The organism is Pseudomonas sp. LLC-1, assembly GCF_002992185.1.
Taxonomy (GTDB): domain Bacteria; phylum Pseudomonadota; class Gammaproteobacteria; order Pseudomonadales; family Pseudomonadaceae; genus Aquipseudomonas; species Aquipseudomonas monteilii.
This window is the reverse complement of record NZ_LUVY01000012.1, coordinates 1-22,704: the sequence shown is the minus strand read 5'-3', so window position 1 is coordinate 22,704 and position 22,704 is coordinate 1. Positions and strand designations below refer to the sequence as shown.

Sequence of the window (22,704 nt, the reverse complement as noted above, 5' to 3'; positions counted from 1 at the left end):
AGGCGGTCGAGTACGCAATGAAGAAACAGGCTTTTTTTTCGCGCAGATGGCCATGGGCTTTGGCCCTTCTGCTCTTGCTCCTGGCGGCCGCAGGCGCCTGGTGGTATTGGGTCTACCTTGCCAAACACCCCTACGGCCGGGAAATCGAACAGCGGGCCAACGCCCTGCAGGCGCGCATCCCGGCCCTGGATGCGCACCTTGACGTGCCGCTGAGCTATGGCACCGATGGCGAGGAAGCAAACCGTGACGGCCCGACCCAGTTCGACCTGGTGAAAGCCGCCAAAGGCCGCCTGAGCGGCGCCTCGATCGCAATCTGGTCATGGCCGGAGTTCTGGAGTGGGCCCAATTGGCCGCACCGCCCCACACCCGGGTTCGAGGCGGCGATGGCCAACGAACTGGAAGTTCGCTATCGGATCATCACCAGCATCGCCAAGGACTACCCTGCGCAGGCCGGCATCGCTTACACCCCTGCCGACTTCCGCCGACTGGTCAGTGAAGGCAAGTTCGCCATCATTATCAGCCTGCTCAACGCCGCCCCCCTTGGCGACGACATCGACAAGCTGGACCACTGGGCCGCACGCGGCATGCGGGTGTTCGGGCCAGGCTACGTCGGTAACAACAGCTGGGTCGACTCGGCGCGCCCCCTGCCCTTCCTGGGCGATTCGGTCGACCCGCTGGGCGGTCTTTCCGACACCGGTCGTCGCGCCATCACCCGGCTCAACGACCTTGGCGTGGTCATCGACGTCTCGCAGATGTCCAGCCAGGCCCTGACCCAGGTCACCCAGCTGAGCCGCGCACCGGTCATGGCCTCGCACACTGGGGTGCAAGGCATGATGGACATTCGCCGCAACCTCAGCGACGCGGACCTGGCACACATCAAGGCCACCGACGGGCTGGTCAACATCGTGGCCTACTCCCACTACCTCAAGCCGTTCTCGCGCCCGACCATCGAAAAGATGAACGCGTTACGCGCCAAGTATGGCCTGCCAGACGTACAGAACCAGACCCAGATGGGCACCACCACCGACCCGGTGTTCTCGATCTGGTCGGAGAAAAAGTTCGGTGAATACCTCACGCCGTTCTACGACATCCTCGGCGCCGAGCCCGAAGCGACCCTGGCCGACTACGTCGACTCGATCGACTACGCGGTGAAGAAGATCGGTATCGACCATGTCGGCATCAGTTCCGACTTCAACGACGGCGGCGGTGTGGTTGGCTGGGAAAATGTCAGCCAGAGCCGCAACGTCACTGCCGAACTGATGCAGCGTGGCTATTCCGACGAAGACATCGCCAAGCTCTGGGGCGCCAACTTCCTGCGTGTGTGGGAAGCCGCCCAGAAGGCCGCCAGGCCGGCCCCTCCTCCCGTTGCCCACTACCCGTAAGGAAACCCATGAAACGGCTGACCTCACTGATTGCCCTCGGTTGTCTCTCGCTGTCGCTCGAAGCCCTCGCTGCCGACCCGGCTGCACCGGGCAAGGTTTTCAAAGACTGCAAGGATTGCCCGGAAATGGTCGTGCTGCCTGCCGGCAGCTACGTGATGGGTACCCCCGATGACGAACTGGGCAAACAGGACGATGAAGGTCCGTTGCACACCGTGACCTTCGCCAAGGCCTTCGCCATGAGTCGCTTCCATGTGACTGCCGGGCAATGGCAGGCCTATGCCAAGGAAACCCACACGGTGCTGCCCGACGGCGACGACCGCCCGGGGCGGCTGTGCAAGAACGGCAAGCCCAGCTACCCGCAAGGCCCGACGCAGCCTGCGGTTTGCATGACCTGGGATGAGGCGCGCGGCTACATCGCCTGGCTCGCGAAGAAGACCGGCAAGCCCTACCGCATGGTCAGCGAGGCCGAACGCGAGTACGCCGGCCGCGCCGGCTCCACCGGCCCCTTCCCGTTCCCCTTCGACCAGGAAGGGGACTATCAGATCAGCAAGCATGCCAACACCTACGGGCCGCGTGATGGCTTCACCTACACGGCACCGGTCGGCAGCTTCCCTGCCAATGCATTCGGCATGTACGACATGCATGGCAACGTCTACGAGTGGGTCGAGGACTGCTGGCATACCGATTATGTCGGCGCGCCCACCGACGGCAGCGCCTGGACCACCGGTGGTACCTGCACACACCGGCAGATTCGCGGCAACGACTACCTGGAACCGCCCATTTTCTCCCGCTCGGGCAACCGCAACGAGCGCGAACCCGACGTGCGCGGCGACTGGCTGGGCTTTCGGGTAGCCCGCGCCCTTCAGGACGGTGAACCCAACTGACAATCCACAGGGAGAGTGACCATGCCCACCTTGAGCAGACGCCGTTTCGTCGCCGCCGCTACCTTGACCGGCCTCGCCCCCGCCATGCCCGCCTGGGCGGCGGGCGCAGCGAGCGACCCACCGGCGGACGACGCCATCATCCGCCTGGATTACAACGAGAGCCCGTATGGCCCCTGCCCTTCGGCACTCGAAGCAATGCACCAGGGCGCTCGCCAGAGCGGGCACTATTTTCCGGAACACGAATACCGCCTGGCTGAGCTGTTCGCCCGGCAAAACCAGGTCCCCGAAGACCATGTGGCCGTCTTCTGCGGCTCCCGCTCGCCGTTGCAGTACGCCTTGGCTCGCCACGCCGACAAGCGCAGCGTGGTCACCGCCGCGCCGACCTATGACTCGGTGGCCAATGGCGCCAGGGCTGTCGGCGCAACCGTGCATGAGGTGCCGCTCGATGCCCGTCACGCCCATGACGTACGCGGCATGCTTGCCGCCACCCGGCAACCCGGGGTGCTGTACCTGTGCAACCCGAACAATCCCACGGGCACGCTGACCCCACGCGCCGACATCGAGCACCTGGTCACCCACAAGCCGGCAGGCAGCCTGGCGATCATCGATGAGGCCTATATCCACTTTACCGACGCGCCCTCCTGCCTGGACCTGGCGGTCCGCCATGACAACGTCATGGTCCTGAGAACGTTCTCCAAGCTCTATGGCATGGCCGGTGCCCGCCTGGGGCTGGTGGTCGGGAAACCAGCATTGCTCGCCGACCTGCAACGCCTGAACGGCTACAACTTCGTGCCACTTGCCGCCGCCATGGGCGGCATCGCCAGCCTGCAACAAGAAGACCTGGTCAGCGAACGAAAACACATCAATCGAGGCATTCTGCGGAACACGATCGACGCCCTGCAAAAGGCCGGCTACCGCTGCACCGACGCCCAGGCCAACTGCTTCATGGTGGCCCTCGGGCGCCCCGCCAAACCTGTGATCGAGGCACTCGCGCAACGCAACATCCGGGTCGGGCGGGTATTCGAGGCGTGGCCGCAGTGGATGCGTGTCAGTGTTGGCACGCCGGCGCAGATGCAGGCCTTCCTGAAGGCGTTTCTTGACGTCATGCACGGCTGAGGTCAGCCGCCTAAATCCACCCTCCGCGGCTTCGTTTAACACCTACCCAACAGCAGCGCCCGCAAGGCGCTGCTCCCCCCGCCAGCGTCGGCTGATCTATTCAGGAGCACATCATGTCCCAGCCCACCCGCGGCGCCGTGCAGGACCTCTTCGCCCTGCTCAAGCCGTTTAAATACACCGTCGCGCTTTCCGTCATCCTGGGCATGGTCGGCGGCCTCAGCATCACCTTTCTGCTGGCCACCATCAACCGGGCCCTGCACGACGATTCCGGCCTGACCCAAGGCGTGGTCTGGGGCTTCGCCGGGCTTTGCCTGGTGGCCCTGGCCAGCTCGGTGTTTTCCGACATCGGTAGCAACCGGGTGGGCCAGCACATCATTGCCGCCTTGCGCAAATCGCTGGGCGAGAAGGTGCTGTCGGCCCCCATCGAACAAATCGAGCGCTATCGCAGCCATCGGCTGATCCCGGTGTTGACGCATGACGTGGACACCATCAGCGATTTCGCCTTCGCCTTCGCGCCCCTGGCGATCGCCCTGACCGTCACCCTGGGCTGCCTGGGCTACCTGGCCATGCTGTCCTTGCCCATGTTCCTGCTGATCCTGACCGCTATCGCCCTCGGCACCGTCGTCCAGTACATCGCACGGGCCCGGGGCATGCAGGGGTTCGTCGCGGCGCGTGATGCCGAGGATGAGCTGCAACGACACTACAATGCGATCGCCGGTGGCGCCAAGGAGCTGCGCATCCACCGCGCTCGCCGCCAACGTATGTTCAGCCGCAACATCCAGGGCACGGCCGACCTGATTCGCGATACCCAGATCCGCTCCATCAATACCTTCGTCATCGCCAAGACCTTCGGCTCGATGCTGTTCTTCGTGGTCATCGGCCTGGCGCTCGCCTTGCAATCGTTATGGCCCAACAGCGACAAAGCGGTCATGAGCGGTTTCGTCCTGGTGCTGCTGTACATGAAAGGCCCACTGGAATACCTGATAGGCACGCTGCCAATCATCAGCCGCGCCCAGATCGCCTTCCGCCGGGTTGCCGAGCTCTCCGAACGGTTCTCCTCGCCAGAGCCGCACCTGCTGCTCGAAGACAAGGCCAGCCAGCTGCCCGCCTTGCGCACCCTCGAGCTGCGTGATGTGCGCTTCGCCTTCCCCCCGGTCGACGGCAACGCACCGTTTACCCTGGGGCCGGTAAACCTGCAGATCCGCCAGGGCGATATCGTCTTCATCGTTGGCGAGAACGGCTGTGGCAAGACCACCCTGATCAAGCTGCTGCTAGGCCTGTACCCGCCGCAACAAGGCGAGATTCGCATCAACGACCAGCCCATCACCGCGCGGGATCGCGACGATTATCGCCAGCTCTTCACCACCATCTTTTCCGATTACTACCTGTTCGACGACCCCTTCCTGGGCGCCAAGCAGGTGCCAGAGAGCGCCGAGGTCTATCTCAAGAGGCTGGAAATCGCACACAAGGTCAGCATCCGCGACGGCAGCTTCACCACCACCGACCTCTCGACCGGGCAACGCAAGCGGCTGGCGCTGATCAATGCCTGGCTCGAAGAGCGCCCGGTGCTGGTGTTCGATGAGTGGGCTGCAGACCAGGACCCGACCTTCCGGCGCATCTTCTACACCGAGCTGCTGCCCGAGCTGAAGCGCCTGGGCAAGACAATCATCGTCATCAGCCACGATGACCGCTATTTCGATGTCGCCGACCAGCTGGTGCGCATGGCGGCCGGCAAGGTGGTCGTCGAGGCGTGCGTCGCCTGATGCAATAAAAGCGAAACATTTGCATTCCGGTTTGTCATCAGCCGTGCGTCATACCCCTAGTCACCCTAAAAAAAGATCTGCCCAGCCTATCCACTCAACATCTACAACGAGCACCGAAATGCCCACCCACCTTCGATTGAATCACCTGACCCGGGCGCTTGGCCTTCGACGCGCATTCAACGCCCAACTGCCAGCACTGGCCCTGAGCCTGGCCCTGCCCTTGGCCGTCCAGGCGCAAGATCAGCAACTGACCTTGAATATCCCGGCACAGCCCTTGAGCTCGGCGCTGAAGGCATTTGCGGAGCAGACCGACGTGCAGGTGTTGTATGAGCCCGATGCCGTACAGAACCTGCGCTCAGGTGCGTTGAGCGGCCGCTACAATCTGGATGAGTCGGTACGCGTGCTGCTCAGGGAAAGTGGCTTGCGCTATCAGTTGCGCGACAACACCTTGACCTTGCAGGCGGCCTACGAAGGTGGCAGCGCGATGCTGCTCGATGCCACGAGTATCCAGTCCAGAACCCTGGGTGCCACAACCGAGGGAACAGGGTCTTACATCACCGGTTCCACCAATACCGCAACGAAGCTGGCCCTGTCGCCTCGCGAAACCCCACAGTCGGTCAGTGTGGTGACGCGTCGCCAGATGGACGACCAGAACATGCAGTCACTCGACGATGTCGCGCGCGCTGCCACCGGTATCAATACCGTGAAGGACTTCGGTACCGAGCGTTCGCGTTACTTCTCTCGGGGTTTCCAGGTCAACGACCTGCAGTACGACGGTGTGCCAAGCAGCATCTCGGAAAGCTTCTCCATGGACGTCACTTCGGTGAACAACATGGCGATCTATGATCGGGTCGAGTTCGTTCGCGGCGCGAACGGCCTGATGCAAGGCGCCGGCTCGCCCTCGGCAGCGATCAACCTGGTGCGCAAGCGCCCGGGCGATACCTACCAGATGAAGGCGGAGATCGGCGCAGGGTCGTGGGACAACTACCGCGGCCAGATCGACGTTGGTGGCCCGCTCAATGCCGAAGGCACCCTTCGCGGGCGCACGGTCATGCTCTACAGTGCCGGCAACAGTTTCGTGGACAGGGCCAACAAGGACAACCAGCTGTTCTATGCGATCGGCGAAGCCGACCTGAGCGACTGGACAACGGTCAGCCTGGGTACCGTGTTGCAGAAGGACAACAATGGCGGATATGACTGGGGCGGCCTGCCAACTCAGAAAAGCGGCAGCTTTTACCCCTTCTCCCGATCGACTTCCTTCGCGCCGGGCTGGGCACACCTGAACAAGATCAACCGCACCGTGTTCGGCGACGTTCGGCACGAATTCAACGAGGACTGGAAGCTGACCGTGAACGGCAGCATGACCTGGTCCAATGCTGACTTCCTTGCCTTGTATGGCACCAACGTGGGCAACGACCAGCTCCAACTGCGTACCAACGATACCAAGTACGACGACGAGCAGATCAGCCTCGATGCGGCGCTCAATGGTGCGTTTGACCTGTTCGGTCGCAAGCATGAGCTGGTCTTCGGTGCTACGGCACGCAAGGATCGCTTCATCAACGAATCGCGTTACAACGACAACCCCACGACCGTCGACATTCTCGATTTCGACCCTCACCTGGTCGCCACCCCTACCTACAGTGGCGAGCGCTTGCAGTACCGGGCGGTGCGCAAGGACAAGGGGGTTTATGCCGCGACGCGCCTGAACGCTACCGACGATCTGCATGTGATTTTGGGCAGCCGCCTGAGCTCGGTGAAGTACGAGTCACCGGACGAGATGGAACCGTTCGAGGAAAAGAACAAGATCATCCCGTATGGCGGCATCGTCTACGATGTCACCGACAACACCTCGGTCTATGCCAGCTACACCGAAATCTACCAACTGCAGGCCAACTATGGCCTGGATAACCACTTGCTCAGCCCGATCACCGGCACCAACTACGAAGTCGGGATCAAGAACGAGTTTCTGGGTGGCCGCGTCAACACCGCCATCGCGCTCTTCCAGGTAGACCAGAGCCACATGCCCGAGAAGATCAACGGAACAGGGAAATGTGGCCCAGGCGGTGCCTACAGTTGCTACGAGGAAGGCGGCAAGGTACGCAACCGTGGTTTCGACATCGAGGTCGGGGGTGAGGTCCTGCCGCAGTGGAACGTGATGGCGGGGTACACCTACAGCCATCCCGAGTATGTCTCCGGCGCCAAGAAAGGTACTGACTACTCGACCGAAACGGCCCCGCAACGACTGTTCAAGGTCTCGACCAACTATCAGTTGCCTGGCCGCTTCCAGGACTGGAGAGTCGGTGGCAACGTCTACCACCAGAGCAAGATCTACCTGGGCGATGTGAAGCAGAGCGCCTACAACCTTGTCGATCTCAACACGCAGTACAAGATCAACAACAACTTGAGCGTGCAACTCAACCTGAACAACGTGTTCGACAAGAAGTACTATTCGTCTGTCTTCAACAGCAACCTGGGCAACTACTTCGGCGCACCGCGTAACTTCGGCCTTACCCTGCGCTACGAAAACTGAAGCCGCTGGGCTGACCTTGGCCCTGAATGCAAAAAATCCGATGCCCGGAAACGCGCATCGGATTTTTTTGCGTCCCGGGCAGCGTTATCGGCTGCCGGTACCTTCGGCCTGCAACCAACGGCGCACGCCGACGGCCAACTGGTCGTAGACCTCCGTGACTTCCGGCACGATGGACAGTGTTCGCAGCAGATCGTGAGTCAGGCCCTCTGCCACGATACATTCAACGTTCACCCCGGCCTGTTCAAGCCGCGCCGCGTAGGCCTTGCCTTCATCCAGCAGCGGGTCCAGGCCTGCCAACAGAATGATCGCAGGTGCAAGCCCCGCAAGCTCATCCGCCAGCAACGGTGAGAAACGCCAATCCCGGCGGTCTTCGTCGGACTGCGCGTACTGCGCGTAGAACCAGTCGAGTGTCTCGTCTTCCAGCAAATACCCTTCACCGAACACGGTATGCGACGAACGCTTGCAGCTTGCATCCGTTATCGGGTAGCACAGCAGCTGGCCAACAGGCGTTATCGCCGCCTGCGGGCCCTGCCTTGCCGCTTCGATCGCCAGCGCAGCGGCCAAGGTGGCACCTGCGCTGTCGCCGGCGAACACGACCCGGGCCGGGTCGAGCCCCAGGCGGCGACCCTGGGTCGCCAGCCACTGCACGGCATCTGCGCAGTCCTCATGGGCCGTCGGGAAACGGTGTTCCGGGGCAAGCCGGTAACCGACCGAAAGCACCGCGCAACGGGTACGCCCGGCAAGCTCTCGGCATACGCCGTCGTGCGAATCCAGGCTGCCTACCACGTAGCCCCCACCGTGGAAATACAGCACCACTGGCAAGTTCTCGCCCGCGTCAACCGAGGGTCGGTAAAGCCGTAACGCAAGCGAACTGCCATCGCGCACGACAGCCGACAGGTCTTCGACCCGCAGATCCCAAGGCACGGGCCAGCGCAGTCGTTGCGAAGACGACTCGAAGGTTGCCCGTGCCTGGGCCGGAGAAAGCGTGTGCAGCGGTTTGATATCAAGGTTCAAGCCAGCCAGGTCGAGGAAGGCTTCCAAAGCGTTATTCAACATGAAACTCCCTAAATGCTCGGCGTTGCTGTCCTCGGCCGTCAGGCCGGGACAGTCACGTCCACACAATGTTCGATCAGTGCCACCAGCTCGCGCTGGAACTGTTCCATCAACCGCTCTATCGTCTCGGCTCTGTAGCGGCGTTTGCTGTAGATGCAGCGGAACGAGAGCACCCCGTCGTAGACCTGCCCTACCGTCTGCAGCTGGTTCACCAGGTTGGCATCGGCGTGGTAGCAATCGCCCGGATCATCGGCAGCTGGCTCCAGCAACGCATGCTCGTCGAAGTGCTGATCGAACTGCCCGAAGTAGTTGAAGGTGACCTCGGCCTGGGCACCTTCAAGCAATTGCCGACGCATCTCACCCGAACCGAACTGGCGCAAGACCGCGTAGCCGATACCCTTTTCGGGGATGGCTGCCAGCTGCCGCTGCGTACTGCGAATGGCTTGCGCTGCCGTGTCGTCCAGGCGTGATGTGAGGCGGACCGGGAACAGGCTGTTGAACCAGCCGAGGGTACGCGAGACATCGACGCCCTCGAACAGGTCCTCGCGGCCATGGCCTTCCAGTTGCACCATCACCGCCTCTTGGCCGGTCCAGCGGCCCAGTGCACGCCCGAGCGCCGTCAACAAGATGTCATTGACCTGCGTGCCATAGGCAGCCGGGGCCTGCTTCAGGAGCTGCGTCGTTTGTTGCGGCGTCAGCCGGAAATGGCTCACCGCCTGTTGGCTGGAGTGATTGCGACCGCGCGGGTTGTCGCAGGGCAGCTTCCCGGCGCAAGGACGAACCTGATCAAGCCACCAGTCGCCCTGCTGCGCTTCGATGGATGTTGCCTCGGCCTGCAGGCGCTCGACCCATGACCGGTAGCTGCTGGTCCGTGCAGGCAGCACAGGGTCTGTTCCAAGGCAGCACGCCGCATAGGCAGTCTGAAGGTCCTCGAGGAAAATGCGCCATGACACACCGTCCATGACCAAGTGGTGAAGGATCAACAGCAACCGCGCCTGCCCATCCGGCAGCTGGATGTGCAGGGTGCGCCAGAGTGGGCCTTGCGCCAGATCGAGGCTGCGTTGCGCCTGGTTGGCCAGTGCCGTCATCGCCTCCATGCTCTCGACACGGTGCAGGTTCAGCCTGGGCATCGTGCTACCGGAAGGCTCGCCATAGCACTGCATCCACTGCCCGTGCGGCTGGGAAAAACGCAGCCGCAGCGCGTCGTGATGCAGTTCGACATGCTGCAGCGCCTGCTCAAGGGCGACGAGGTCCAGGGCCGTCCGGGGCCTGAGCATCAATGCCTGGTTGAAATGGGCGGGATCTGGCAGGTGCTGCTCGAACATCCACTGCTGGATAGGCAGCAGGTTGAACAGGCGCTGGTCGACCTCTGTCGACAGCTGCGCCTCAACCACCGCAGGCGCGGCCTCCCAATTGGCAACAATCGCCTCGATCGTCTGATAACGCATCAAGTCACGCAGCTTGAGGTCCAGGTCGAGCTGCGGATGGTTTCTGACACGAGAGACGACTTGCAGGCTGAGGATGGAGTCCCCTCCCCGCTCGAAGAAATTATCGGTGATGCTCAAATCGTCGACCTGTAGAACCTGCTCCCAGATATCCACCAGGATCGATTCCCGCTGGTTTCTCGCTGCCTGGAACTGCGTCGAAATGAATTCGGGTTCAGGCAATCGCACGCGGTCGATCTTTCCATTGGGTGTGACAGGAAATTGCGCCAACTCGATCAGGTAGGCAGGCACCATGTAATCAGGCAAGTGGTCGGCCAGGCGCGCCTTCAGTTCGCCAGCGATACCCGCCTGCTCACTGACAACGTAGCCTACAAGCTGTTTGCCTACCGGGCTTTCCCTGACCACCACCAGGGCATTGCGGATGCCAGGCTGCGCCCGCAGGCACGCTTCGATTTCACCAAGCTCGACCCGGAAGCCACGCAGCTTGACCTGATGGTCGGCACGCCCCACGTAGTCGACCAATCCATCCAGGCGCTGTCGGACTACGTCGCCACTGCGGTACATGCGCCCGCCCTCGCCAGCCGGATCAGGCACGAAACGTTCCGCCGTCAGGCCCGCACGGCCATGGTAACCACGGGCGATGCCATCACCGCCGATCATCAGTTCACCGGCAAAGCCAACACCTGACGGATTGAGGTCATTGTCGAGGATGTGCAGCGTACGGCAGCCGACCGCATGGCCGATGGGTGCATAGGCAGCCTCGCAACGTGCGCCGCCGCCCACCTTCCAGAGCAACGGCGTGACCACAGTCTCGGTCGGGCCATAGCCATTGGTGAACAGCCGTGGCCTGAGTGCAGCCTTGACCTGCTCAAAGGTCTGCTCGGGCACGGCATCGCCACCAAAGCAGTAGATATCCACTGGCGGTGGCTCGTGCCCCGCGTCATGCACCGCTTCTGCCAGCTGTTTCAGGTAGGCGGGAGGGAAGCAGGCGATCGTGATTTCATGCTGCCAAAGTGCCTGAAGCGTCTGTTCGGCAGTCCACAACTCGCCATCGCGAATGACCAGAGCGCCTCCGCTCGCAAGCACGCTGAGCCAGCGCTCCTGGGCCCCGTCGAAGGCGAAGGACATGAAGTGCAGTTCTCGCGTCGCAGGCCCCATTTCATAGAGCCGCATGATCGCCTGGCAATGCCGGCTCAGAGGGCCTTGAGACACCGCCACGGCCTTGGGCCTGCCGGTCGATCCCGATGTATAGATCAGATAGGCCAGGCAACGCTCGTCCACGGCAACGTCGACGAACGCCGAGCCTGCATCGGCAGGCTGCGCATCAGGCGCGAGAACGAGCAGGTGGCCATGCTCCGGCAGAGCGTCGCGGCACTCTGGCCGGGTGATCATCAACGACATGCCTGAATCCTGGATCATCCAGGCCAGGCGCTCCATCGGATACTCCAGGTCCAATGGCACATAGGCGGCGCCTGTGCGCATTACGGCGAGCAGCGCGACGACCAGCTCCGCCGAGCGTTGCAATGCCACTCCAACCACCGTTTCAGGTCCGGCACCGCTTGCCTGCAAGGCAAGCGCCAGGCGCCCCGAACGGCGGTCCAGCTCCGCATAACTGATGCGCTCATCGCCGCAGACCAGGGCGATGGCATCGGGGCGATCGTGGGCGTGCTCGATGATCAGCTCTGCCATCCGCTCCGGGCGGTAGCTTGCCAGCGCTTGCGTGGCAGTGTCCGCGACAGGGGCGCGCTGCGCAGCGGGCACAATGTCCAGGTTGCCAAGGCGTACCTGCGCATCCTGCAGCAGGGTTTCAAGCACCGACTCCATGGTCTGGCGAATACCGTCGACCGCCTGTTCGCTGAACGCATTGCGCAGGTAAAGGTACTCGATCATCAGCGTATCGTTGAGGTGAACCGCAAGGTCCATGGGGAAGTTGGTGACCCCCACGTCATTGGAATCACCGAACTCCAGACCTGCCTCGGGCGCCTCACGCAAACCTTCGTCGATAGGGTAGTTCTCGAAGACGATGATGCTGTCGAAGAGTTTCTGCCCCGGCACGGCCGACCAGCGTTGAACCTCGTTCAACGGCGTATGCGACCAGTTGCGCAGCTCGACGTTGTAGGCCTGCAAGGCCTGCAGCCAGTCCGCCAGGCGCATCAGAGGGTCCAGCGTCTGCGACACAGGCAAGGTATTGATGAACAGGCCCAAGGTGGTATCGGCATCCTGCAGCGACTCTGGGCGCCCGGCCACGGTCGCGCCGAAAGTGACGTTGCGCTTGCCCGTGTAGCGCTGCAGCAGCAGAAGCCAGGCGCCCTGGATCAGGGTGTTAGGGGTAATACGCAACGTTCGGCAGTACTGCTGAAGGCGTTTGGTCCATGCGGCGTCACGCCGGGTATACAGCGCGTGGTGGCCCGGTTCATCCGAAGTGTGCCGTGGGTACACGGCCTGACTGAGCGAGGTCACCTCGCTGTGCGCCAGGCTGCCGCGCCAGAACGCTTCCTGACGAGATTTGTCCTGCGCCTGCAACCAGGCAATGAAATCGCCGTAGCGGCCGCTGGTGCCAGTGACCGGTTGGCCGGCGTAATGCTGCATCAGTTCGGCAAACAGCCTGGACTTGCTCCAGCCATCCATCAACAGGTGATGGCTCGTCCATATCATCTGGTAACTCGACGACGTCAGTCGAACCAGAACCATGCGGTGCAACGGAGCCTGTGTCAGGTCAAAACCTGCCACCAGCTCCTCACGCGCGACCTCACCGGCCAACCTGTCCGGCGCTGCATCCGCCCGGGCGTCGATTTCGCGCATCGGCATGTGCGCCTGGGCGTGCACGATCTGTACCGGCTCATCCAGCCCGACCCAGTGGAAACTGGTGCGCAATACCTCGTGCCGTGCGGTGACCGCTGCCCATGCGCCGACGAACGCCTCAATATCGAGCCCGCTGATTGGCAGGCTGACCTGGTTGATGTAGAGATCATTGCCACTGTCTTCGATCGAATGGAACAGCATGCCCTTCTGTGCAGGCGACAGCGGGTACATGTCGGCGATCTCGGCGACCGGAACCGGCAGCTCGTCCAGTTGCGTCTGGCTGAGCGAACACAGCGGGAAGTCGGACGGGGTGGCCCCTGCGACGCCTGGCAGGGTGCAGTGCTCGATCAGCGCCACAAGCTCCGAATGGAACGCTTCAGCCAGGCCTTGAATGGTGGACTCGCTGAAACGCCGTGAGCTGAAGCGCCAGTCGATGCGCAACCCCTCCGGCCATACCCGAGCATCGACCGACAGACCGTTGCCGCACGACGATTCACGCCCTTCCCCGTTCTTCAATGGCTCGAACAGCACGTTGGCCAGCGCCTTCCGGTAGCTGAAGGAGCACTGCGGCACCGGCAATGCGGCCAAGGTTTCCCTGCTGGCTTCGTCTCCCAGATAGCGTAACGCGGCGAACGACAGGCGCTTGTCGGCAGCCGTACGCAACTGTTGCTTGAGCCCCTTGATCGCGCCATCCAGCGTGGTCTTGTCAATGTCGAGAACGACAGGGAACGGATAATCCAGGCAGCCAACCGTGCGGCTCAGGTCGACACCCGAGCATGTCTGGCGACGGGTATCTGCCTGCACGCCAAGGAAGACCCTGTCCTGGCCTGTCCAGCGGGCCAAGACACGCGTCAGCGCGACCAGCAGCAGGTCGCCGGGCTCGGCGCGGTAGGCTGCGGCGGCCTGCTCTGTCAGGCGTCGGGTCAGGTCGAGGTCCAGCCAGGTACCCAACGTTGCACTGTCGGCGGGCGCCCCTGCTTCTCGTGGGCTGCCAACCAGCTCGTCACTGATCCCGGCCAGTGCCTTCTGCCAATGGCTCAATACGCTCGGAGCATCCTCGAGCGAGTCATGCACGGAATACGCCCAGCTCTGAACCGAGGTGGACTTGGCGGGAAGCGCCGCAGGCTGCCCTGCGTCGAGCTGCTCGCAGGCCAGGCGCAGATCCTGCAGGACGATGTCCCGGGATGCCTCGTCCATCGCCAGCGCATGGTTTACCAGCAGCAGCTGTTGGCTGCCATCTGCCAGCGTCGCCAGGACTGCCCGGACCAGGGTGCCTCTATGCACATCGAGGCTGGCACTCGCCTGCCTGGCCAACGCGCCCAACTGTGCCGGGTCCTGCACGGCTGCAAGCCACAGCACGGGCTCCTTCTGCCAAAGCGCCTGGTGTTCGGAAAGCGGCACCCCGTGCGCCTCCTGCGCGGCATTGAACGCCAACCGCAACCCGTCGTGGTGCGCCAATACGGCCTGCAAGGCCTTTTCCGTCGTGTCGGGGTCAAGCGCACGGGTAGGCCTGAGCGTCATCACCATGCTGTCAGGTGCATCACCATTGCCCTGCAGTTCGAAAAAGCGTGCCTGGGCGGGCAGCAAGGGCACCTTGCCGATGATCGGCCCCTGGTCGAGCGTCGAGGTGCCGCCGTCATCCTGCTCTGCCACGGACGCCAGCCCCTGGATGGTCTGGTGCTGGAACAATTGCTTGGGCGTGAAACGTATACCTTCCCGACGGGCCCGACTGACGACCTGGATCGACACGATCGAGTCGCCTCCAAGCTCGAAGAAGTTGTCGGTGATGCCCACTCTTTCAAGCTTCAGCACATCGGCCCAGATGCTCACGAGCTTCGCTTGCAGCGCGCTCTGCGGCGGCACGTAGGCTTTCTGCTGCTGGCTCACATCCGGTTTGGGCAGCGCTTTGCGATCCAGCTTGCCATTGGGGGTAAGCGGCAAGGCCTGCAGCGACACCAGGTAGCTCGGCACCATGTAGTCGGGCAATGCGGCCTTGAGATGTTGCAGGATTTCCTCATGACTGGCCGCCCCTTCATCAAGCACCAGGTACGCAGCCAGCTGCTTGGCATGGAGCCCGTCGATGTCGATCACTACCGCCTCGCGAACACCCGCATGCTCAAGCAGACTGGATTCGATCTCGCCCAGCTCGATGCGCAAGCCGCGGATCTTCACCTGATGATCGATACGCCCCGCGTACTCGATCACGCCCCCTGTTCGATAACGCGCCAGGTCGCCGGTGCGGTACAGCCGCCCCCCACCCTGCAGGCTTGCATCATGAGGGTCCGGGACGAACCGTTCAGCGGTGAGGCTCGGCCTGCGATGGTAGCCTCGCGCCAAGCCGACGCCGCCCAGGTAGAGCTCGCCGTTTGCGCCATGAGGAAGCGCAAGCAGATCGCGGCTGAGAATGTGCGTCTTGAGGTTGTCGATGGGCGTGCCGATCGGGACGCTGCCCGGGCACGATGGCCGGCAGGTCCAGTGGGTTACGTCGATCGCAGCTTCGGTAGGGCCATAAAGGTTGTACAGGCTGGCGTGTGGCAATCGGGCCAAGGTCTGCTCCGACAGATCGGCAGGCAACGCCTCGCCACTGCAGACGACACGTCGCAAGGTATCGCAGCGCTCGACATGCTCGCAGGTCATGAACGCCTGCAACATCGATGGCACGAAATGCAACGTCGTCACGCCGTGTCTCTGAATGGTGCTCACCAAGCGCTCAGGGTCGCGGTGGTCACCCGGTTCCGCAAGCGCCAGCCTGGCGCCGGTCAACAGGGGCCAGAAGAACTCCCACACCGAGACGTCGAAGCTGAAGGGGGTCTTTTGCAGGACCGTATCAGTGGCGCCCAGACCATAGGCCTTCTGCATCCAGACAAGGCGGTTGACCAATGCCTGGTGCGCGTTGGCTGCACCTTTCGGTCGCCCTGTCGAGCCCGAAGTGTAAATCACGTAGGCAAGGTGTTCGGGGTGGGTGAGGTGCACGGGATCGTCGGCGCTGAAAGCCGTCAGCCAACTGTCGTCGTCATCCAGCACAATGCTGCGCACACTGGAAGGGATCGGCAGGTGTTCGAGCAACGCACGCTGCGTCAGCAGTAACCCGATACCGCTGTCGTCCATCATGTAAGCAAGCCGATCCCTCGGATACTCAGGGTCGAAGGGAACGTAGGCGCCGCCGGCCTTGAGGATAGCCAGCAGGCCCACGACCATTTCCAGCGAGCGTTCGACCGCGATGCCGACCAGCACGTCGGGCCCTACCCCCTGCTCGCGCAATGCGTGAGCGAGGCGGTTGGCGCGCTGATTGAGCTGTCGATAGGTGAGCTGCTGTTCGCCGAACAGAACGGCCAAGGCATCAGGTGTTTCGCCTGCCTGCGCCTCGATCAACTGATGCACGCTCCGATCACCGGGATAAGGTGCCTGGGTGTGGTTCCAGTGTTCGAGAATTTCCTGCTGTTCATCGGCCGCGAGCAGGGGTAGCTCGCCGATCCGTTGCCGAGGATGGTCGACGATCGATTGCAGCAGGTTGATCCAGTGCCGCGCCATGCGTTGCACGGTTGGCTCATCGAACAGCGCCGTGGCGTAATTGAGCTCTGCCGAGATACCTTCGTCGTGCTCGACGGTGTTCAGGGTCAGGTCGAACTGCGCCGTCTTGCGTTGCCAGGCAATGTTCTCGACCAGCAGGCCAGGCAGGCTACGCCGCGTACCTGCGGCGACTTTCTGGTGGTTGTACATGACCTGGAACAGCGGGCTGTGGCTCAGGCTGCGCTCAGGGTGCAGCGCCTCGACCAGTTGTTCGAACGGCAGGTCCTGGTGGGCTTGGGCATCCTGCGTCATCTGGCGCGTCTGGGCCAGCAGGTCGCTGAAGAGCACAAGCGAACCGAACTCGGCCTTGAGCACCTGGGTGTTGACGAAAAAGCCGATCAGCCGCTCGGTTTCGACACGGTTGCGGTTCGCGACCGGGATGCCGATGCGGATGTCATCCTGCCCACAGTACCGATGCAGCAAGGTCTGGAAGCTGGCCAGCAGCAGCGTGAAGAGTGTCGTACCCTGCTGCTGCGCCAGTTGCTTGAGGGCATCGGCCAGACGGCGTTCGATCTCAAGGTGCACGCTGGCGCCCTCGAAACACTGGTTCGCTGGGCGCGGGCGGTCGCTGGGCAGCTCGAGAACCGGGTGCTCGGTCCCCAGGTGCTGCTTCCAGAACGCCAACTGTCGTTCCTGCTCCCCCGCTTCCATCCAGTGCCTTTGCCAGATGGCATAGTCGGCGTACTGGATCGGCATCTCGGGAAGCGCGAGGGGCTGCCCCATGCAGTGATGCGCGTAGTGCTGGATCAGCTCTTCGACCATCAGGTGCATCGACGAGCCGTCAGTGGCGATATGGTGCAGCGTAATGATCAGCACATGATCATCTTCTGCTACCCGTAGCAGCCTGACTCGGACAGGCCGTTCGTGCTCAAGATCGAAAGGCGCGCGGGCCTCGGCCTCTACAAGCGCCTGCAGGCGCTGTTCGAGATCGATTGCCGGTTCGCGGTCAACCTGCTCGACATCGAGCGTGAACACGCTGTGTGGATGAATGATCTGCACCACCTGATCGTCGTTCAGACCAAACGTGGTTCGCAGGGTCTGGTGGCGTGCCTGCAGTGCCTCGAAGCTCGCGCGCAACGCCTCGCTATCCAGTTCGCCCTTGAGCCTCAAGGCGACTGGCAGGTTGTAGGCAGATCCCTGGGGGTCCATCTGCCAAAGGAACCACTGGCGCTGCTGGGCGAACGAAACCGGAATGACGTCGAACAGTGTTTGAACGCAAGGCACTGGCAAGTTGGCCGGAGAAATGTTCTCGGCGTGCATCTTCTGCAGATACAGCTTGCGCTTGGCCAACGGCAGCGTGACAAAACGCTTGGCGATATTCAGCGCGGCATCATTACTCATTCATTCACCTCGAACTCTTCAAAAAGCATATCCAGACGCTGCAGTTTTTCGTCGAAAGCCGACGCGTCGCCGATGGATTCGATGTATCTGGCGAAATCGCCCAGGACCGGGTGCTGGAACAGCACGGCCGGTTCCACGGTCAATCCCAGGGAAAGTTGCAAGCGCGAGAGCACCGACAGCGCCAGCAGCGAATGCCCTCCCAGGTCGAAGAAGTTGTCATTGAGACCGACCTTCTCGACATTCAGCAGCTGTGCCCAGACGGCAGCGACCTGCTGCTCGACCTCGCTCTGCGGCGCGACATGGCCTTGCTGCGATACGCCAAGGTCGGGCTGGGGCAAGGCTTTGCGGTCCAGCTTGCCGTTGGGCGTCAGCGGCAGCGCATCGAGCCAGGTCAGGTACGCGGGGACCATGTAATCCGGCAAGGACGCGCGCAGCTGTTCGCGCAGGTGCCGACGCAAGGCGCTGCGCTGTTCCTCCGTCGCGACCGCTTCGCCGTTCGAGACCAGGTAGCCGGCCAGTTGCTTGCCGCCAGGCCCATCGATGTCGATGACCACCGCCTCGCGCACCGCAGGATCATCAATCAGCCTTGCCTCGATCTCGCCCAGTTCGATGCGATAGCCACGCACCTTCACCTGGTGGTCGATGCGGCCCACGTACTCGAGCAGGCCATCGCTGCGATAGCTGGCCAGGTCACCCGTACGGTAGAGCCTGCCACCGCCCTGCCCGCTACGATCGTAGGGGTCCGGGACGAAGCGCTCGGCGGTCAACGCGGCACGGCGCTGATACCCCCGGGCCAGGCCATCGCCACCGATCATCAGTTCCCCGGCCATGCCGGCCGCGGCTGTCGAGAGATCGTGCGCCATGACCTGCAAGGTGGTGTTGGCGATCGGCTTGCCCAGCAACGGCAAAGGGTGTTCGTTGTCCAGGCAGTACGCCGCCGACCAGATCGTCGTTTCGGTTGGCCCGTAAAGGTTCCAGATGCGTCCGCACAACGGCAGGAGCTGCTCGGCCAGGTCGACAGGCAGTGCCTCACCGCCACTGATGACCTTACAGCCACGCAAGGTCTGCGCCGGCAGCGCCTGCAGCAGCATGCGCCAGGTCGACGGTGTGGCCTGGATGGTGGTGATGGCGTGGCGCTCGATCACCGCCTGCAGCGCCGACGGGTCCTTGTTCTGGCGCTCGCCGAGCAGTACCACCGAAGCCCCGGCCAACAGCGGCAGGTAAAGCTCCAGGCCGGCGATGTCGAACGACAGCGAAGTCAGCGCCAGGACCCGGTCGCTGGCGTCGATCCCAGGCTCGACAGCCATGCTGGCGAGGAAGTTGACCAGTGCCTGGTGGCGTACCTCGACCCCTTTGGGCCGACCGGTGGAACCGGAGGTGTAGATGCAATAGGCGAGATGCTCGGGGTGCTGCACGATGCCGAGATTCTCGCCATCGAAGGCCTCGACCTGATGCCAGTCGCTGTCCAGGCACCAGGCCTGCGCGCCGTGCGTGGGCAGTTGCGGCAGCAGATGACTGAGGGTCAGCAACAAGTGCGCCCCACTCTGCTCCATCATGTACGCCAGGCGCTCGCGGGGGTATTCCGGGTCCAGTGGCACATAGGCGCCGCCAGCCTTGAGAATCGCCAGCAGGCCCACGACCATTTCCACCGATCGTTCGACGGCAATCGCGACCAGCACATCTGGCCCGACGCCCAACGTGCGCAACTTGCTCGCCAGCCGGTTGGCTCGCTGGTTGAGCTCGCGGTAGCTCAAGGTCTGTTCGCCAAACCGCAGAGCCGGGGCCTCAGGGGTACGCGCGACCTGCATTTCGAACAGCTCGGGCAGGCAGTGCGCCTGCGGGTACTGCATCTGGGTACGGTTCCAGTCGTGGACGATGCGCTGTTGTTCCTGGTCATCGAGCATCCGCAGTTCACCGACAGGGGTATCGGCGTGTTGCACCAGCGCGTGCAGCAGATTGGCAAAGTGCCGGGCGATCTGCTCCACGCCGGTGTCGCCGAGGTGGCTGCGGTCGTAGTGGTAATGGATCGTCAGCGCATTGCCCGAGTCGATCATCAGCGTCAACGGATAGTTGGTCCGCTCACGATTCTGCGTGCCCGAAAACACCAGGCCCGCGCTGGAACCCTGCTGCAGGACTTCACCAACCGGGTAGTTCTCGAACACCAGCAGCGTGTCGAACAACTGCTCACCGGCCGAGCCTGCCCAACGCTGAATGTCATAGAGCGGCGTGTGCTCATGTTCGCGCATGCTCAGGTTCTGCGCCTGCAGACGTTCGACCCACTCCCCCACCCGCAGGTCAGGCTGCAGCCTGCCAGCCACCGGCAAGGTGTTGATGAACAGGCCCAGTTGCTGCTCGACACCGCGCAAGTCTGCCGGCCGTCCGGCAACCGTGGCACCAAATGCCACGCCTTCCTGGCCGGTATAGCGGTGCAACAGCAGTAGCCAGGCAGCCTGCAGCAAGGTATTGACCGTCACCCGCCGTTGCCTGGCAAACGCGCTCAACGCCTGGAAGCACGCCGGGTCGAGCGTCTGATGATGTTCGCCATGGCCAGTGTCCGCGCGGCTGCGATCCTGACGCAGCGCCTGAGCCAGCCGCGTGGGCTCGGTGAGGTGCAGCAATTGCTGGCGCCAGAACGTCTCGCTCTGCCCCGCGTCCTGGCGCTGCAGCCACTCGATATAGTCGCGGTAGCGGCCTGCCGGGTGCTCCAGGGCAACGCCTGCGTAGTGTTGCAACACCTCGCCCAGCAGCTGCGCATTGCTCCAGCCATCCATCAGAATATGGTGGCTGGTAAAAATCAGGTGATGCCGGCCGCTGCCTGTCCGGATGGCCGTCAGTCGCAGCAACGGTGCGGCCTGCAAGTCGAAGCCACGCCGACGATCCGCCTCGGCCCAGGCATCCAGACGCCCCTCGAGGTCATCCTGGTCGGCCCAGTCCAGCACGTCGAACGGCAGCTCGACGTGCTTGCGAATCACCTGCACCGGGCGTTCCAGATGGGCGACGAATGCGGCGCGCAATACGTCGTGTCGATCCAGCATTGCCTGCCAGGCACGCTTGAAACGCTCGATATCCAGCCCCGAGACGTTGACTCGCATCTGATTGACGTACTCACCCTGGCCCTGCTCGAAGACCGTGTGAAACAGCATGCCCTGCTGCATGGGCGAGAGCGGATAGATGTCATCGATTGCGCCCGCCGGGATCGGCAACGCATCCAGCTGGGCCTGGTCCAGCGCTGCCAGCGGCACATCGGACGGTGTCAGGCCGACCGCGCCCTGGCTGACGCAATGCTCGATCAACGTCTGGAGTTCGGTCATGTAGTCGTCGGCCAGGGCCTGGACCGTGGCGCGGTCGAACATGGCCTGGCTGAAGGTCCAGGCCAGGCTCAACTCACCGGCATAGACCTGCCCGTTGATCGACAGCAGGTTTTCCAGCAGGGCCTCGGCAGACTGGCTGGCGCCGCTGCTTTCGCTGGCTGGCTGCAGGAATCGCTCGGTGCCCGGGCCCGCGCCTTCGGCAAAGGTACTGTCAAGCTGCCCCAGGTAATTGAAGGTGATGGGGGGCACTGGCAGGCCAGCCAGCACATCGTGCGCGTGCGAATCCCCCAGGTAGCGCAGCGCGCCATAGCCGATGCCCTTGTCGGGAATGGCGCGAAGTTGCTCCTTGATCTGCTTGATGGAGGCGCCGAGGTCCGCCGCAGCGGTCAGCTTCACGGGGAAGAGGCTGGTCAGCCAGCCGACCGTCCGCGTCAGGTCGACCGCATCGAACAGGTCCTCACGGCCGTGTCCTTCCAGTTGCACCAGCACGTCTTCGCGTTGGGTCCAACGGGCAACCACTCGGGCCAGTGCGGTCAGCAGCAAGTCGTTGACCTGGGTGCGGTATGCCGTCGGCGCCTGTTGCAACAGCCGTGAGGTCTGCTGCCGGTCCAGGCGTGCATGCACCGTCGCGCCGTGGCGGCCATGCAACGATCCATCCGCCCTGTCCAGAGGCAGTTGCGGGTCAACCCCTTGCAACTGCGACTGCCAATAGCCGAGCTCTGCCTGCAGCGCTTCGCTTTGCGCGTAGGCCTGCAGCCGTTCGGCCCAGGCTTTGGTCGAGGTGGTCTTGGCAGGCAACACGGCAGGCTGACCTGCCACGTGACGGTCATAGGCGCTTTGCAGGTCCTCCAGGAGAATGCGCCAGGACACGCCATCCACCGCCAGGTGATGAATCACCAGAAGCAGGCGCTGGCTGCCATCGGGCAGGGTCGCCAATACACCGCGCAACAGCGGCCCCTGCTGCAGGTTCAGGCTGCGCTGCGCGCGCTCGCACAGGGCGTGTAGCGCGTCCGGATCGGTCAGGGTCTCGGCCCACAGCAACCCGGCCTCGACGTCGCCCGGCGCACAATGAGCGGCGTGCCAAGCGCCCGCGTCCTGGGGTGGCGTGAAGCGCAGGCGCAACGCATCGTGATGCTCAAGCAGCGTGTGCAAGGCCTTCTCCAGCGCGGCGCTATCGATGACCTTGGTCGAGGTCAGCAGGACCGCCTGGTTCCAGTGATGTGGCTCGGCGATCGACTGTTCGAGGAACGCCTGCTGGATCGGCAGCAAGCGTGTCTCGCCGATCACCGGCGCCTGGTCGATCTGCGGGCCGCTGCCTTCCATGCGCGTGGCCACCGAGGCCAGGTCTTGTACGGTCTGATGCTGGAACAGCGCCTTGGGCGTGAAGCGGATACCGGCCTGCCTTGCCCGGCTGACGACCTGGATCGAGATGATCGAGTCCCCTCCCAGTTCGAAGAAGTTGTCCGTCACACCGACCTGATCGAGCTTCAGCACCTCGGCCCAGATC

At 63.1% G+C, this 22,704-nt stretch carries 8 protein-coding genes; 5 read left to right on the top strand and 3 right to left on the bottom strand.

What is annotated here, in order from left to right; translation table 11 throughout:
• Positions 1 to 17: 17 nt before the first annotated feature.
• The 5 genes from A0O30_RS10960 to A0O30_RS10940 all read left to right on the top strand — a co-directional run bounded on the left by A0O30_RS10960 (position 18) and on the right by A0O30_RS10940 (position 7,675).
• The gene (locus A0O30_RS10960; protein ID WP_177410270.1) at positions 18 to 1,382 is read left to right on the top strand and encodes a dipeptidase; all 1,365 of its coding nucleotides are present in this window, start codon (positions 18 to 20) and stop codon (positions 1,380 to 1,382) included.
• 8 nt (positions 1,383 to 1,390) lie between these two features.
• Positions 1,391 to 2,266 (top strand): formylglycine-generating enzyme family protein, encoded by an 876-nt coding sequence (locus tag A0O30_RS10955; protein ID WP_105946482.1) that lies wholly within the window; start codon positions 1,391 to 1,393, stop codon positions 2,264 to 2,266.
• Between the two features lie 21 nt (positions 2,267 to 2,287).
• The gene (locus A0O30_RS10950; RefSeq protein WP_105946481.1) at positions 2,288 to 3,382 is read left to right on the top strand and encodes an aminotransferase class I/II-fold pyridoxal phosphate-dependent enzyme; all 1,095 of its coding nucleotides are present in this window, start codon (positions 2,288 to 2,290) and stop codon (positions 3,380 to 3,382) included.
• Positions 3,383 to 3,495: 113 nt separating this feature from the next.
• A complete protein-coding gene (locus A0O30_RS10945; protein WP_105946480.1) occupies positions 3,496 to 5,145 on the top strand; it encodes a cyclic peptide export ABC transporter in 1,650 nt (549 codons plus the stop codon).
• A gap of 118 nt (positions 5,146 to 5,263) precedes the next feature.
• A complete protein-coding gene (locus A0O30_RS10940; RefSeq protein ID WP_105946479.1) occupies positions 5,264 to 7,675 on the top strand; it encodes a TonB-dependent receptor in 2,412 nt (803 codons plus the stop codon).
• 84 nt (positions 7,676 to 7,759) lie between these two features.
• On the opposite strand, the gene A0O30_RS10935 is transcribed toward A0O30_RS10940, so the two are convergent.
• From A0O30_RS10935 to A0O30_RS10925, 3 genes are all read right to left on the bottom strand, one after another.
• Entirely contained in the window at positions 7,760 to 8,731 is a 972-nt protein-coding gene (locus tag A0O30_RS10935; RefSeq protein WP_104834268.1) for an alpha/beta hydrolase, read from the bottom strand.
• A 38-nt stretch (positions 8,732 to 8,769) separates the two neighbouring features.
• Positions 8,770 to 17,886, bottom strand: coding sequence for a non-ribosomal peptide synthetase (locus A0O30_RS10930; protein WP_105946478.1), 9,117 nt, complete (start codon positions 17,884 to 17,886; stop codon positions 8,770 to 8,772).
• On the bottom strand, positions 17,883 to 22,704 hold a 4,822-nt coding region (locus A0O30_RS10925; RefSeq protein ID WP_146256312.1), incomplete at its 5' end, for a non-ribosomal peptide synthetase. The genes A0O30_RS10925 and A0O30_RS10930, both read right to left, overlap by 4 nt.